The organism is Streptomyces laurentii (assembly GCF_040635425.1).
In the GTDB taxonomy this organism is placed as follows: Bacteria; Actinomycetota; Actinomycetes; order Streptomycetales; family Streptomycetaceae; genus Streptomyces; species Streptomyces laurentii.
In genome coordinates this window covers 22,711-36,839 of the sequence record NZ_JBEYHT010000007.1, presented here as the reverse complement: position 1 = coordinate 36,839, position 14,129 = coordinate 22,711, and the positions used below count along the sequence as shown (strand labels likewise).

The window sequence follows — 14,129 nt, the reverse complement described above, 5'->3', positions numbered from 1 at the left end:
GGGGCCGGTGCCTACCTTGGTCCGCATGCCACCCGCGAAGAGCTCGTACGTCTGTCTGCCGTGCCGCGCCTCGTACAAGCTGCCGTTCTCCTTCCATCCCCTCAAAGGGCCACGAGAGTACGGGCGGCGCTGTCCGCGCTGCACGCGGGAGCTGATCCACGTCGGAGCCGCCTTCGCGCCGCCGCCGCGCCGGGACACGAACGCCTGGCGGGCCCTGTCCGTCGTCCTGCACGCCGGGATCCGCTTCCACATGGGGTGCTGCGACGGTCCCGGCTGGCGCCCGCGCACGCTCCGCGAGGTCAAGGAGCGCGCGGCGTACGCCCGGCGCACCGGCGAACCCCTCCGCCAGGCCCTCCTCCGCCGGGACCTGTAACCCTCCGCACGGCCCCCGCACGGCCTCCGCCCCCACACCAGTCGTTCACAGGTCCGCCCCTCTACGGGGAATCAGGTGAACATGTTCAACGCGCGGGCGCTATCGTGCTACCACGCGGCCCGTCCGCCTCATCGGGCACGTGCGCCGCGTTCATAACCTGTGGGGGGTTACTTTGACGCGCTCAACGCGCACGCTGCCGCATGCCCTCGTGCGTGCGGCCACCGTGTTCACCCTGTCGGCGGGGCTCGCCCTGCCGGCCCTGGCGACCGCGCCCGCGGCCTACGCCATCGACACCATCACCCGTGTGACGACCTCCGACGACGGCCGGCCCGTCGTCGAGCTGACGTCGAACGCACTGTGGGTGAAGGTCTCCGTCCTCGCCTCCACGGCGCCGGACGCCGCCGTCCTCGCTTCCACCGACGACCTCAGCTGGCAGTCCGCCGACGAGGCCACCGACCGTTCCTACGGCTGGACGACCGCGGAGGGCCTGAAGCTGCCCGAGGGCACGCGGCTGGGCGACTACCCGGTCGTCGTCGAGTACCGGCTGTCCTCCGGCACCGTGCAGAAGTGGACCGGCGGCACCTACAGCCACAAGCTGCACACCGGTGTCAGCAAGCTGTCCTTCGACCACAAGAAGACCAGTTACGACGACCGGAACGTCGTCCTGTCGGGTCAGGCGACCACGTGGGACCCGTCCACCGGGGAGCGGACGCCGGCCCGTGAGGGCACCAAGATCAAGGTGTCGCTCGAACTGTTCGACTTCGATTGGCGCTACGTCGACCTGACCGCCACCACGGGCGCCGACGGCACCTTCTCGCTGCCGTTCACGCCGAACGCGAGCATCCGGCGCGGCAAGGCCACCGTCGTCGAGCCCGCCGCCGACACCGACCCGGACGCCGGACGCCCGGTGCCCGAGGTCGGCGTCGAGACGACCACGTACCGGGTCAACGCCGGCCAGAACAAGTACCGCGTCGCCAAGAACACCGACGTCACCATGAGCGGCATGGTGCAGCGGCTCACCCCGGACGGCTGGAAGCCGTTCTCGGGCATCCCGGTCGTCACGGCGAACACCGAGCCCAACCGGTCGACCACCGTCACCGGCCAGATGGGCACCGGGACGACGGCCGCCGACGGCTCCTTCAAGTACGGCGCCCGGGCCACGTACGCCACGCAGATCTACACCTTCCCGCGGCCCTCGGTCTACTTCTCCGACACCGCCTACGACCAGGGCGAGATCGCGGTCCCGCAGCCGATCACGTACAGCGGCGTCAACATCACCATGGACGAGTTCGGCAAGGTCCGCGCCACCGCCCGGGTCAACGGCGGCGACTGCCGGGACGAGCCGGTCCACCTCCAGGTGTCGTTCGACAGCGGCCGTACCTGGAGCAAGCTGAAGTACGGCACCATGCAGTGGGACAACAGCTTCAGCTACTGCAAGATCGACGTCTCCACCTGGGGCTACGTCAGCGCCATGTACCGGCTGCACCACTACGAGACCGACCGCTTCGCGCTGAAGGACTCCGGCGCGGTCAAGCTCGCCCGGATCGAGACCCGCTTCTCCGCGTTCTCGGTCAGCCCCAGCCGGCCCCGCGTGAACAGCTACATGACCGTCACCGGCACCGTCCAGAAGAAGACCGGCGGCACCTGGAAGGCGCTCTCCGGCGCCAAGGTCACGCTGCTGTTCCGGCCGAAGGGCGACTCCAACTGGTACTGGGTCACCCGCAACGTTCCCACCGACTCCGCCGGCCGGTTCAGCTTCAAGGCCAAGAACTACGGCGACGGCACCTGGGGCATGGTGAAGCAGACGCAGACCGGTTACTTCTACAGCGAGTCCAAGGAGAAGTACATCGATGCGATCTGACCTCCGCCCCTCCAGCGTCTCCACGCTCGCCGCGCTGACCGTGCTCGCCCTCGCGGCGGGCGCTGCCCCGGCCCTCGCGGAGGACCCGGCCACGCCCGCCACCGTCGGCATCGGCCGCGCCACCACCGACACCTACGACCGCGGCTCCTTCTCGGTCAGCGCGTGGACGGACGCGGCACAGGCCAAGGTGACCACCGTCTCGGCGAAGATCCGCAAGGGCGACACCGTCGTCACCGAGATCCCCGAGCTGCCCCCGCTCAGCTACAACCCCAGCGTCTTCAGGCTGCCGGCCGCCACACCGCTGAAGCTCACCGAGGACGGCGGCGCGATCCCGGAGCTGGGCACGTACGCCATCGACATCACGGCGACCGACTCGCTCGGCAACACCCTCACCCGCACCGACGCCGGCACGCTCGACTTCACCCTGAAGCCGCAGCTCGACTTCGGTCTCACGGCGCCCGACTGGAAGAGCCGCAGCTCCGTTCCCTCGGGGACGCTCCTCGGCATCCAGCCCGGCTCCGGCGACATCGTCCCGATCACCGGCCGCGACATCACCCTCCGGCGCCTGGCCGACGACACGGCCCCGGCGCGGACCGCGACCACGGACGACCAGGGCACCTACACCGGCGAGGCGTACACCGACGTCAAGCTCGGCGAGGAGTTCCGCGTCTCGTACAGCGAGAACAGCGCACAGGTGCACGGGTCCGTCGGCTACACCCGGTCGGTCTACACCCTGACGCCGCGCACCCTCAAGGTGTCCGCCAAGGCCGACCGGACCCGCGTCCTGCCCGGCCAGAAGGTGACCGTCACCGGAACGCTGACCGACCCGAACGCCCCCGACCAGCCGGCCGAGGGCACGCCGCGGGTCGACACCTCGCTCGCCGGCCAGCAGGTCCGGGTGAGCCTCGGCATCGACGGGCGGACGGACGGGTTCGTCGGACAGACCGTCACGACCGGCGCGGACGGCACCTTCACCGCGCAGCTGCCGCACGTCCCCGGCCTCTGTCTGAACACCTGGGTGGTCACCCCGGTCGACCCGTACCTGACGTTCGGGGACGTCAGCGGTCCGCTGGCGATCCCCGAGGAAGGCCGCATCAGCCTCGCCTCCGCCACCCTCGGCGCGGACGGCAAGGCCACCCTGACCGGCAGCTTCCGTTCCTGGTACAACCCGTGGAAGTCCCGCTGGGACACCAGCGGGCAGAAGCTCGTCCTGGAGTACTCGGCCGACGGGCGCACCGGCTGGCGCACCCTCGCCTCCGGCACCTCGGCGACCTACCCGGGCTTCTACGTCCTCAGCGGCAAGAGCACGAGCGGCTACTACCGGGTGCGGCACCCGCTGAGCGACCGGTTCCTGGAGAGCTCCACCATCATCTGGGGCATGGGCCGCAGCGCCACCAAGATCCTCGCGGTGAACGCGTCGCCGGAGCCGGTCCGCAAGGGCGCGACCGTGACGGTCACCGGCCGGCTGCAGCACCAGATCGGGACCACCTGGAAGAACTACGGGAACGCTCCCGTGACCGTGTGGTTCAAGGCCAAGGGCTCGAACACCTGGAAGCAGCTGGGCTCCGCCCGTACCGACTCCACCGGCGTCGCGACCTTCAAGAAGGCGTCGACGGTCGACGGCTGGTACACCATGCGGCACAGCGGTGACGGCACGCACTTCAACTCCTCGTACGCGTACGAGGACTACGTAGACGTGCGCTGACCTGTGCTGACGTGCGCTGACGTGCACGCACGTATCTGACACCGCGCAAAAGCCCGAGGGCGGCACCCCCACTGGGGATGCCGCCCTCGGTCGCGTTCAGCGATGAACTGCCGATCCGTCAGGATCAGAAGTCCATGTCACCGCCCGGCATGCCGCCGCCGGCCGGCGCGGCGGCCTTCTCCGGCTTGTCGGCGATGACGGCCTCGGTGGTGAGGAACAGGGCCGCGATGGAGGCCGCGTTCTGCAGCGCGGAACGGGTCACCTTGGCCGGGTCGATGATGCCCTCGGCGATCATGTCGACGTACTCACCGGACGCGGCGTTCAGGCCGTGACCGACGGGCAGGTTGCGGACCTTCTCCACCACGACGCCACCCTCAAGGCCGGCGTTCACGGAGATCTGGGTCAGCGGGGCGGCCAGCGCCTTGCGGACGATCTCGGCACCGGTGGCCTCGTCGCCGTCCAGCTCCAGCTTCTCGAAGACCGAACCGGCCTGCAGCAGCGCCACGCCACCACCGGCGACGATGCCCTCCTCGACGGCCGCCTTCGCGTTGCGAACGGCGTCCTCGATGCGGTGCTTGCGCTCCTTGAGCTCGACCTCGGTCGCGGCACCGGCCTTGATGACGGCGACGCCACCGGCGAGCTTCGCCAGGCGCTCCTGGAGCTTCTCGCGGTCGTAGTCCGAGTCGCTGTTCTCGATCTCGGCGCGGATCTGGTTCACGCGACCGGCGACCTGCTCGCTGTCACCGGCACCGTCGACGATGGTGGTCTCGTCCTTGGTGATGACGACCTTGCGGGCGCGGCCCAGCAGGTCCAGGCCGGCGTTCTCGAGCTTGAGACCGACCTCCTCGGAGATGACCGTGCCACCGGTGAGGATGGCGATGTCGTTCAGCATGGCCTTGCGGCGGTCGCCGAAGCCCGGGGCCTTGACGGCGACGGACTTGAAGGTGCCGCGGATCTTGTTGACGACCAGGGTCGACAGGGCCTCGCCCTCGACGTCCTCGGCGATGATCAGCAGCGGCTTGCCGGACTGCATGACCTTCTCGAGGAGCGGGAGCAGGTCCTTCACCGAGGAGATCTTGGAGTTGACGATGAGGATGTAGGGGTCCTCAAGCGCGGCCTCCATGCGCTCCATGTCGGTCGCGAAGTACGCCGAGATGTAGCCCTTGTCGAAGCGCATACCCTCGGTGAGCTCCAGCTCCAGACCGAAGGTCTGGGACTCCTCGACGGTGATGACGCCTTCCTTGCCGACCTTGTCCATGGCCTCGGCGATGAGCTCGCCGATCTGGGTGTCGGCGGCGGAGATGGAGGCGGTGGAGGCGATCTGCTCCTTCGTCTCGACCTCCTTCGCCTGGTCGAGCAGCGCACCGGAGACGGCCTCGACGGCCTTCTCGATGCCGCGCTTCAGGGCCATCGGGTTGGCACCGGCGGCCACGTTGCGCAGGCCCTCGCGGACCAGGGCCTGGGCGAGAACGGTGGCGGTGGTCGTACCGTCGCCGGCGACGTCGTCCGTCTTCTTGGCGACTTCCTTGACCAGCTCGGCGCCGATCTTCTCGTACGGGTCCTCGAGCTCGATCTCCTTGGCGATGGAGACACCATCGTTGGTGATCGTGGGGGCGCCCCACTTCTTCTCGAGGACGACGTTGCGGCCCTTGGGGCCGAGGGTGACCTTGACGGCGTCAGCGAGCTGGTTCATGCCGCGCTCGAGACCGCGCCGGGCCTCCTCGTCGAACGCGATGATCTTGGCCATGTGAAGTGGTCCTCCCGGACATGGGGTGGATAACGCTCCAGGACCGCGCCGACGCCCGCGACGGACGGCCGGCGCATGCCCCGTGGTTCCTTGCCCCACGCGGTTCGGCGGCCTCATCTGCCCGATCCTCGTAGCACTCTCACCTTCAGAGTGCTAACGCCAATGATTAGCACTCGACCCATGCGAGTGCAAGCGACTCTCGGCGATCGGGCGGCTCTCGGTCACCTCCGCCGCACCCTCGGTGCACCCCCGCCAGGCCTCCGCGGAGCCGCTGTGGAGCCGCTGCGGAGCCTCTACGGAGCCCCCACCGGGCCCCCGCCGGCCCCGCCGTCGCACCTTTCCACGAGGCGCACGCGCCCGTACCCCTGCGCGCGTGTACGGGCGCGCGTGCGCCCCCCACCCGCACAGGCACCCGCCCCCGTATACGCGCGAGGGGCCCGCATCCCGGTCAGGAATGCGGGCCCCTCGACGGAAGTGCGTCGGTGGCCGATCGCGCCGCGGTCAGACGGCGAGTTTGACCATGTCCGCCTGCGGGCCCTTCTGGCCCTGCGAGATCTCGAACTCGACCCGCTGACCTTCTTCGAGGGTGCGGTAGCCGTCCATCTGGATCGCGCTGTAGTGGACGAATACATCCGCACCACCGTCGACCGCGATGAAGCCGTAGCCCTTCTCCGCGTTGAACCACTTGACGGTGCCCTGAGCCATGCCTAACTCCCCTATTACTGGCCCTTGCGCGGGACCACACTTCGCGGACCCGGGTCAGACCCTGCGCCGGAACGCGTCGACCGCCGCTGAATGTATCTGCCCAACTGCCCTCTGCAACAGGTCAGTCGGACGAGAATTCTGGGTGCGACGGAATAGGGAATCGGTGCGAATACGCCGAATTACCGGGCAAGTCGGGCCCGGCAAATCAGTGCAGAAGGTGCAGAAGCCACGGCCTCTTTGGTCATATCTTGTCGCGGCGCCGCGCATTCTCATATGCGTCTGGCATGGGCGACGGAGGGGGCTTCCCCAACTCTATCGCGCTCAACCATGCAGAATTGCCCCTTCCGCTTGTTGATGCGGAAGGGGCAATTCCGTATTGCACTGGGTGAGCCGGGCGAGAGAAATGGGGCCGGTGAGACGAACCCCTAAGGGGCGGTCAGCTCACCTCAGCAGCCGCCGGCGACCGCCGGAATGATCGAGATTCCGGCGCCGTCCGGCGTCGCCGTCTCCAGGCCCTGCTCGAAGCGCACGTCGTCGTCGTTCACGTACACGTTGACGAAGCGGCGCAGCTTGCCCTGGTCGTCCAGGACGCGGGCGGCGATGCCGGTGTGGTTCTTCTCCAGGTCGGCGATGACCTCGGCGAGGGTGGTGCCCTCCGCCGGGACCTGGGACTCGCCACCGGTGTAGGTGCGGAGGATGGTGGGGATGCGGACGTTCACGGCCATGGGTTCACGGACCTTTCGGCGGGGAAGGCGGGAAGGCGGGAAGACAGAGGAGAGGTACGGGGGAATCCGGTAGGGACGGGACGCGGTACGGGGCTCAGTGAGCCAGGCCGGCGGCCCGGAAGGCGTCGAGGCTCGGCCGGATGGTAGCCGTCGCCTGCGAGGTCTCGGCCACCGCGTCCAGCGTCTTGAGCCCGTCCCCCGTGTTGAGGACGACGGTCGTCAGGCTCGGGTCGATGAGCCCGCTCTCCACCAACTTCCGCGCCACGCCCACGGTCACGCCTCCCGCCGTCTCGGCGAAGATGCCCTCGGTACGGGCGAGCAGCCGGATGGCGTCGACGATCTGCTCGTCGGTCACGTCCTCCACGGCGCCGCCGGTGCGGCGGGCGATGTCGAGGACGTACGGGCCGTCGGCCGGGTTGCCGATGGCCAGGGACTTGGCGATGGTGTCCGGCTTCTGCGGGCGGACCACGTCGTGCCCGGCCTTGAAGGCGGTGGAGACCGGGGAGCAGCCCTCGGCCTGGGCGCCGAAGATCTTGTACGGCTTGTCCTCGACCAGACCGAGCTTGATCAGCTCGCGCAGCCCCTTGTCGATCTTCGTGAGCTGCGAGCCGGACGCGATCGGGACGACGAGCTGGTCCGGGAGCACCCAGCCGAGCTGCTCGCAGATCTCGTACGCCAGGGTCTTGGAGCCCTCGCCGTAGTACGGGCGGAGGTTGACGTTCACGAAGCCCCAGCCCTCGCCGAGCGGGTCGCCGATGAGCTCCGAACAGAAGCGGTTGACGTCGTCGTAGTTGCCCTCGATGGCGACGAGGTCGCCCCCGTAGACACCGGCCATGACGACCTTGCCCTGCTCCAGGTCGTGCGGGATGAACACGCAGGAGCGGAAGCCGGCCCGGGCGGCCGCGGCGCCGACGGCGCCGGCCAGGTTGCCGGTGGAGGAGCAGGACAGGGTGGTGAAGCCGAAGGCGCGGGCGGCCTCGATGGCCTGGGCGACGACGCGGTCCTTGAAGGAGTGGGTCGGGTTGCCGGAGTCGTCCTTCACGAACAGCTTGCCGGGCTCGACGCCGAGTTCGCGGGCCAGGTTGTCGGCCTTGACGAGCGGGGTCCAGCCGGGGTTCAGATTGGGCTTCCCGGCCACGTCGGCGGGGACGGGCAGCAGCGGGGCGTAGCGCCAGATGTTGGCGGGACCGGCCTCGATACGGGCGCGCAGCGCCTCGGGGTCCCCGGCCGGCAGGTCGTAGGCGACTTCGAGGGGGCCGAAACAGAGTTCGCAGGCGAAGACCGGGCCGAGCGGGACGGTCTGGCCGCATTCCCGGCAGGAAAGGCCGGACGCGGGACCGAGGTCGACCGGGCCGCCGGCGGCGGAAGCGGGGGCGGAACCAGAGGCGCCGGCGGAAGCGGAATGGGTGGTGGGTGCAACCGTCTGTGAAGCCATGGCAGGCGAGGCCCTTTCTCCTCATCTTCCTCACGACGCATTTCGCCATGAGACGGATTTGGCACCTTCCCAAGCCGGGGACCTCGCGCGAACGAGAACCGACTGGAGGGTTGCCGGGGCTTCAACGGGCCGTGTCCCTCTGCCCCTCTGGATGAGCGGTATTCGATTGTGAAACGCGGCCGGCACCCCGACATGCACCGGGCGGCTGCGTTGTTCAAGACTGTAACCGAAGCCTTCGAAGCCGGAGACGGGCGTCCGATCCGCGAGATGGAGATCATGTTGCTGGAAGAAGTGGAACGCTGGCTGGCCCGGCGGTCCTGGTCGGTGGCCGACCGCCCGCTGGAGCGGATCCTCGCGGCCAAGCGGGGCACGAAGGTCAGTGTCGTGCTGCCCGCGCTGAACGAGGAGGCGACGGTCGGCGCGATCGTCTCGGTGATCCGCCGCGAGCTGATGTCCGAGGCGGTGCCGCTGGTGGACGAGCTGGTGGTGATCGACTCGGGCTCCACCGACCGTACGGCGGAGGTGGCCGCGGCGGCCGGGGCGCGGGTGGTGGCGCGCGACGCGATACTGCCGCGCATACCGGCGGTGCCCGGCAAGGGCGAGGTCCTGTGGCGGTCACTGATGGTGACGAGCGGCGACGTGATCTGCTTCGTGGACGCCGACCTGAAGGACTTCTCGGCGGACTTCGTCTCGGGGATCGTGGGGCCGCTGCTCACCGACGCCGACGTGGCGTTCGTGAAGGCGATGTACGACCGTCCGCTCGGCGACGCCCCGGGCCAGGGCGGCCGGGTGACGGAGCTGGTGGCACGGCCGTTGCTGAACCTGCACTGGCCGCGGCTGGCCGGGGTCGTGCAGCCGCTGGGCGGCGAGTACGCGGCGCGGCGGTCGCTGCTCGAACGGCTGCCGTTCCCGGTCGGTTACGGGGTGGAGCTGGGCCTGCTGGTGGACGCGCTGCACACGGTGGGCCTGGACGCGCTCGCGCAGGTCGACGTGGGCGTGCGCAAGCACCGGCACCAGGACGGGCGGGCCCTCGGCCGGATGGCCGCGGCGATCTACCGGACCGCTCAACTCAGGCTCTCCCGGGGCCACTTGGTTCGGCCGCGGCTCACGCAGTTCGAGCGCGGCGAGGACGGGTTCGTACCGCGGACGTACGCGGTGGACACGGAGGAGCGGCCGCCGATGGCGGAGATCGAGGAGTACGCGGAGCGGCGCGACGTGGCCTGACCGGGGAAGGTGACCGAACGTGACGATCCCGGCCCCGAATCCGTACGTTTGAGCGTTTAGCGGACGGGCTAGGTTCGCCATATGGCTTCCGTACTCGTGGCATCGAACCGCGGCCCGGTCTCGTACACCGTGCGGGAGGACGGATCGCTGGCCGCCCGGCGGGGCGGCGGGGGGCTCGTGTCGGGACTTTCCGCGCTGTCCGGCGGCTCCGGCGGGGATTCCCGGGCCGTGGACAGCCTGTGGGTGTGCGCGGCGCTCGGTGACGGCGACCGCGAGGCGGTGCGGCGCGGGGGCGCGGAGCCGGGCGTACGGATGCTGGACATCGACCCGGACGTGTACGACGACGCGTACAACGGGATCGCGAACTCGGTGCTGTGGTTCCTCCACCACCACCTCTACGACATCCCGCGCGAGCCCGTCTTCGACGCCGCCTTCCGCCGCCGCTGGGCCGCGTACCGCGCCTACAACCGGGCCTTCGCCGAGGCCCTGGCGGAGGCCGCCGACGAGGGCGCCGCGGTGCTCGTACAGGACTACCATCTCGCCCTGGTTCCCGGGCAGTTGAGGGCGCTGCGCCCTGATCTGCGGATCGGGCACTTCACGCACACGCCATGGGCGGCGCCGGAGTATCTGCGGATGCTGCCGGAGGACGCCCACGAGGAGCTGGTGGAGGGCCTGCTCGGCGCGGACGAGGTGGGCTTCCACACCCGGGCGTGGGCCGCCGCGTTCCTGGCCGATCCGCTGGTGGAGCGCACGATCGGGGAGACCCGGGTACGGGTGCACCCGCTCGGCGTGGACGGCGACGAACTGCGCGCGCTCGCGCACCGGCCGGAGGTGGACGCGCGGCTCGCCCGGCTGCGGGAGGAGGCCGGCGCGGACCGGAAGACCATCGTCCGGGTGGACCGCACCGAACTCTCCAAGAACATCCTGCGCGGCCTGCTCGCCTACCGCGAACTGCTCACCGCCCACCCCGAATGGCGCGGCCGGGTGGTCCACCTCGCCTCCGCCTACCCCTCCCGCCAGGACCTGGAGGTCTACCGCGCGTACACCGCCGCCGTCGCCGAACTCGCGGACCGGATCAACGAGGAGTTCGGCACCCCGGACTGGCGGCCGGTCCTGGTCTCCGTCGAGGACGACTTCACCCGCTCCCTCGCCGCCTACCGGCTCGCGGACGTGGCCCTGGTCAACCCGGTGCGGGACGGCATGAACCTGGTCGCCAAGGAGATCCCGGTGGTCTCCGACGAGGGCTGCGCGCTGGTGCTGTCCACGGAGGCGGGCGCGTACGAGGAGCTGCGCGCCGACGCGTTGGCCGTCAACCCGTACGACGTGACTGCGACCGCCGAGGCCCTCCACGAGGCCCTCTCGATGCCGGCGGCGGAACGCGCCGACCGCACCAAGCACCTCGCCGACGCCGCCACGAACCACCCGCCCCAGCGCTGGTTCCGTGCCCAACTGGACGCGCTGCGAGGCTAGTCGCCCTTCCCGCTCGCCGCTCGTCTCCCTCGTGCCGGGACCGGAGTGATCCACCGTGACCGGAAGGCGGCTCAGGGGGACGAGCGCACCCGAATCGGCTGGTATCACTGAGGCATGCATGAAGAGACCGCACGCTCCGCGATCGACACATTCATCTCCGCGTTCAACGCCTCGGACGACACCTATGTGACCGTCCTGCTCTCCGAGGCCCTGACCTCGGACGTGGTCTTCTGGGGACCGTTGGGTCGCAGCGAGGGAATCGCGGCGGTCGAGCGGTTCGTGCGGGACATCCGGAGCCACCCGGCGGGGACGGGCACGATGGTGCGCTGCTCGGCGGTGGACATGCCCGACGAATGGGCCCGGTACCAGTGGGTCTTCACCACGCCCGCCGGCGGCCCCCGCCTGGCGGGAACGGACGTCGTCCATCTGCGGCGGAGCCTCATCGACCAGATCATCGTCTTCGCCGGGGAGATCGAGCCGTCCGCCTCCTGAGTCGTCCTGGGACTTCCTAGTCGCTCTGCTCCTCGGCCTTCTCCTCGATCGCGCGGGCCAGGGCCGCGAGGAAGTCGACCAGGGCGGCCGGACCCGCGACCGTGAGGTCGGCGCGTTCGGCGAGGTCGGGGACGGCGGCGGATTCGGCGGCCGAGCAGACCAGGACGCCGGGCAGGCCCTCGGAGCGGAGCTTCTCGACGGCGGTGTACGCGGGGATGTCGCCCAGGTCGTCGCCCGCGTACAGGACGGAGGCGGCGCCGGTCTCGTGGAGGTACGCGGCGAGGGCGAGGCCCTTGTCCATGCCCGGCGGGCGCAGTTCCAGGACCAGCCGGCCCGGTTCGAGAACGAGGCCGTGGGCGGCGGCGAGGTCGCCGAGCGGGCCCTTCAGGGCCTCGAACGCGCCCTCCGGGTCGTCGGCGCGGCGGGTGTGGACGGCCAGCGCGCGGCCCTTCTCCTCGATCCAGGTGCCGGGCCAGGCACCGATCCGGTCGAGGAAGCCGGGCAGCTCGGCCCGGACGGTCGCGACACCCGGGTGCGGGGCGGCGGCCCGCACGGTGCCGGTGACGGCGTCCCAGCGCTCGGCGCCGTAGTGGCCGAGGACGACGAGGTGTTCCAGGCCGGGGACGCCGGCGAAGCCGCCGTACCGGACCGCCACGCCCGCGGGCCGGCCGGTGACGACGGCGACGGAGGCGACGTGCGGGGCGAGGGCGGCGAGCGCGGGGACGGCGCCGGGGTGCGCGCGGGCCCGTTCGGGGTCGGGCACGATCTCGGCGAGGGTGCCGTCGAAGTCGAGGGCCACGACGGCCTTCCCGGGGCGGGCGAGGAGCGCGGCGAGTCCGTCGCGGCCGGCGGCGGTGGTCGGATGCGGAAGGCTGCTGACCATGCGCACGACCCTACCGAGCCGCGGCCGTCCCGTCAGCGGCTGGGAACCGGACGATCCGCGGCGTGCGGCCGGACGTCACCCGGCGGACGCGGGGCCGCACCGGCCGGACGCGGGCACCGCGGCCGTCGCCACGCTCGCCGCCAGGGCCGCCGCCAGGGCCGTCGCGGGGGCCGTCACCAGGTCCGTCCGTCACCTGCGGGATTCGCGTGCGGCGCGGACCCGGCGGAGCCGGTTGACGGTCACCGGGTCGTGGGCGAGGGCGCGCGGGTCGTCGAGGAGGGCGTTGAGCAGCTGGTAGTAGCGGGTGGCGGAGAGGCCGAGCTGCTCGCGGACGGCGCGTTCCTTGGCGCCGGGGCCGGGCCAGGAGCGGCGTTCCAGGGCGAGGACGGCCTGCTCGCGCTCGCCCAGCTCGCCGAAATCGGTGGTCATAGAGACCAACTTATTCCGCCCCGGGGCCGGCGTCCGCCCCGCCCGTCGCCGCGGTGGCACATTGCCCCGCGGCGCGGGGCGCTGCTATGCACGGGGTGCCGGTCACCGACCGGCACCGCAGCAGGACCGGAACCGAGGAGTCGCCCCGCATGTCCCGTACCCCCGCCGCCCGCACCTCCGTCGAGATAGCCACCCAGCCCGCCTCCTGGCGCCGAGCCGCCGAGGCCGCGGCCGGTTTCGAGGGGCTGCCGAAGCCCGGTGAACGGGTCGCCGTCACCGGCTGCGGCACCTCCTGGTTCATGGCGCAGGCCTACGCCGCGCTGCGCGAGGCCGCCGGACAGGGCGAGACGGACGCCTTCGCCTCCTCGGAGTTCCCGGCGGGCCGCACGTACGACCGGGTGGTGGCCATCACCCGGTCCGGCACCACCACCGAGGTCCTCGACCTGCTGGAGCGGCTGCGCGGCCGGGTGCCGGCCACGGTGCTCACCGCCGACCCGAAGACCCCGGTCATGGACGCGGCCGACGCCGTCGCGGTGCTGGACTGGGCGGACGAGGAGTCCGTGGTCCAGACCCGGTTCGCCACCACGGCGCTCGCCTTCCTGCGCGCCGGGCTCGGTTCGCTGACCGGTCTGAAGTCAGTGGAGGAGGCCGCCGTCGACGCCGAGCTGGCGCTCACCGAGCCGCTGCCGGAGGCGGCGCCGGCCGCCGAGCAGTGGACGTTCCTGGGACGCGGCTGGACGTACGGCCTCGCGCTGGAGGCCGCGCTGAAGATGCGCGAGGCGGCCGGGGCGTGGACCGAGGCGTACCCGGCGATGGAGTACCGCCACGGCCCCATCGCGATCACCGGCCCCGGCCGGGTGACCTGGGTCTTCGGCGAGCTGCCGGAGGGCCTCGCGGGCGATGTCGCCCGGGTCGGCGGCACCCTGGTCTCCCGGCCCGGCACCGATCCGCTGGCCGACCTGGTGCGCGCCCAGCGGCTCGCGGTCGCCCTCGCCGAGTCCCGCGGCCTGGACCCGGACCGCCCGCGCAACCTCTCGCGCAGCGTGATCCTCGCGCCGTAAGGTCCCGGACTCCCTGTGT

Annotated in this window: 13 protein-coding genes and 1 riboswitch; of the genes, 7 read left to right on the top strand and 6 right to left on the bottom strand. The window is 71.0% G+C overall.

Annotation, left to right across the window (positions count from 1 at the left end; all coding sequences use genetic code 11):
- Nucleotides 1-25 precede the first annotated feature (25 nt).
- The 3 genes from ABZ693_RS06555 (at nt 26) to ABZ693_RS06545 (ending at nt 3,939) form a co-directional block, all read left to right on the top strand.
- The gene (locus ABZ693_RS06555) at nt 26-373 is read left to right on the top strand and encodes a deoxyxylulose-5-phosphate synthase (protein WP_359874044.1); all 348 of its coding nucleotides are present in this window, start codon (nt 26-28) and stop codon (nt 371-373) included.
- A 208-nt stretch (nt 374-581) separates the two neighbouring features.
- Nucleotides 582-2,234, top strand: a complete 1,653-nt coding sequence (locus ABZ693_RS06550) for a hypothetical protein (RefSeq protein WP_359874042.1) — start codon at nt 582-584, stop codon at nt 2,232-2,234.
- Nucleotides 2,224-3,939: a hypothetical protein gene (locus ABZ693_RS06545; protein WP_359874040.1), complete on the top strand. Its 1,716-nt coding sequence runs from the start codon at nt 2,224-2,226 to the stop codon at nt 3,937-3,939. Before ABZ693_RS06550 ends, ABZ693_RS06545 begins: the two co-directional genes overlap by 11 nt.
- Nucleotides 3,940-4,063: 124 nt before the next feature.
- On the opposite strand, the gene groL is transcribed toward ABZ693_RS06545, so the two are convergent.
- The 4 genes from groL to thrC form a co-directional block, all read right to left on the bottom strand.
- Nucleotides 4,064-5,686: a chaperonin GroEL gene (gene groL / locus ABZ693_RS06540; protein WP_356061409.1), complete on the bottom strand. Its 1,623-nt coding sequence runs from the start codon at nt 5,684-5,686 to the stop codon at nt 4,064-4,066.
- A gap of 501 nt (nt 5,687-6,187) precedes the next feature.
- Nucleotides 6,188-6,391 carry a cold-shock protein gene (locus tag ABZ693_RS06535; protein ID WP_005315736.1) on the bottom strand — a complete coding sequence of 68 codons (204 nt, stop codon included), beginning with the start codon at nt 6,389-6,391 and terminating at the stop codon, nt 6,188-6,190.
- A gap of 446 nt (nt 6,392-6,837) precedes the next feature.
- Entirely contained in the window at nt 6,838-7,116 is a 279-nt protein-coding gene (locus tag ABZ693_RS06530) for a MoaD/ThiS family protein (RefSeq protein ID WP_359874038.1), read from the bottom strand.
- Nucleotides 7,117-7,210: 94 nt separating this feature from the next.
- Nucleotides 7,211-8,551, bottom strand: a complete 1,341-nt coding sequence (gene thrC, locus ABZ693_RS06525; protein ID WP_359874036.1) for a threonine synthase — start codon at nt 8,549-8,551, stop codon at nt 7,211-7,213.
- Nucleotides 8,552-8,569: 18 nt separating this feature from the next.
- Nucleotides 8,570-8,709: riboswitch (SAM riboswitch) on the bottom strand.
- Between the two features lie 121 nt (nt 8,710-8,830).
- Between thrC and ABZ693_RS06520 the strand changes: the two genes are divergently transcribed.
- From ABZ693_RS06520 to ABZ693_RS06510, 3 genes are all read left to right on the top strand, one after another.
- Entirely contained in the window at nt 8,831-9,775 is a 945-nt protein-coding gene (locus ABZ693_RS06520; protein ID WP_359874351.1) for a glucosyl-3-phosphoglycerate synthase, read from the top strand.
- Nucleotides 9,776-9,856: 81 nt separating this feature from the next.
- Nucleotides 9,857-11,245, top strand: coding sequence for an alpha,alpha-trehalose-phosphate synthase (UDP-forming) (locus tag ABZ693_RS06515; protein ID WP_359874034.1), 1,389 nt, complete (start codon nt 9,857-9,859; stop codon nt 11,243-11,245).
- Between the two features lie 114 nt (nt 11,246-11,359).
- Nucleotides 11,360-11,737 carry a nuclear transport factor 2 family protein gene (locus tag ABZ693_RS06510; protein ID WP_359874032.1) on the top strand — a complete coding sequence of 126 codons (378 nt, stop codon included), beginning with the start codon at nt 11,360-11,362 and terminating at the stop codon, nt 11,735-11,737.
- Between the two features lie 16 nt (nt 11,738-11,753).
- On the opposite strand, the gene otsB is transcribed toward ABZ693_RS06510, so the two are convergent.
- On the bottom strand, nt 11,754-12,620 hold the full coding sequence (otsB, locus tag ABZ693_RS06505; RefSeq protein WP_359874030.1) for a trehalose-phosphatase: 867 nt from the start codon (nt 12,618-12,620) through the stop codon (nt 11,754-11,756).
- A 189-nt stretch (nt 12,621-12,809) separates the two neighbouring features.
- Entirely contained in the window at nt 12,810-13,049 is a 240-nt protein-coding gene (locus tag ABZ693_RS06500; RefSeq protein WP_359874028.1) for a DUF3263 domain-containing protein, read from the bottom strand.
- Between the two features lie 149 nt (nt 13,050-13,198).
- Here ABZ693_RS06500 and ABZ693_RS06495 point away from each other — a divergent pair, with 149 nt between their 5' ends.
- On the top strand, nt 13,199-14,110 hold the full coding sequence (locus ABZ693_RS06495) for an SIS domain-containing protein (protein ID WP_359874026.1): 912 nt from the start codon (nt 13,199-13,201) through the stop codon (nt 14,108-14,110).
- Nucleotides 14,111-14,129: the final 19 nt, after the last annotated feature.